Origin of the sequence: Vibrio sp. Vb1980, assembly GCF_033338615.1 — a bacterium.
Taxonomy (GTDB): Bacteria; Pseudomonadota; Gammaproteobacteria; order Enterobacterales; family Vibrionaceae; genus Vibrio; species Vibrio alginolyticus.
This window is the reverse complement of record NZ_JAWOSZ010000113.1, coordinates 1-613: the sequence shown is the minus strand read 5'-3', so window position 1 is coordinate 613 and position 613 is coordinate 1. Positions and strand designations below refer to the sequence as shown.

Sequence of the window (613 nt, the reverse complement as noted above, 5' to 3'; positions counted from 1 at the left end):
TTTGACCCTCTAGTTCGTTTCACTCAAACAATGGACTTCGAACCTCGTCTAGCAGAAAGCTGGGAACGTGTTAACGACACAACGGTACGCTTCAAACTGCGTGAAGGCGTGAAGTTCCACTCTGGTAACTCGCTAACAGCGGATGATGTGGTGTGGACATTTGAGCGTCTACAAAGCTCTCCAGACTTTAAAGCGATCTTCGACCCGTACGAGAAAATCGTAAAAGTGGATGACTACACGTTCGATTTGGTTACTAAAGGCCCATACCCACTTGTTCTGCAAACGGCGACGTACATCTTCCCTATGGACAGCAAGTTCTACTCAGGTAAGACAGAAGACGGCAAAGACAAGTCTGAACTAGTGAAGCACGGTAACTCATTTGCATCGACTCACGTTTCCGGTACTGGCCCATTCATCGTGACATCACGTGAACAAGGCGTAAAAGTGGAATTTGAACGCTTCAAAGATTACTGGGATAAAGCGTCGAAAGGTAACGTTGATAAGCTAACGCTAGTACCAATCAAAGAAGACGCGACTCGTGTGGCTGCGCTTCTTTCTGGTGGCGTCGATATGATTCACCCAGTAGCGCCAAACGATCACCAACGTGTGAAAG

Annotated in this window: 1 protein-coding gene; it reads left to right on the top strand. The window is 47.3% G+C overall.

Going from position 1 to position 613, the window contains the following annotated elements; all coding sequences use genetic code 11:
• Window positions 1-613: ABC transporter substrate-binding protein (locus R7F64_RS24035; protein ID WP_318072172.1), on the top strand; the 613-nt coding region annotated here is incomplete at both ends.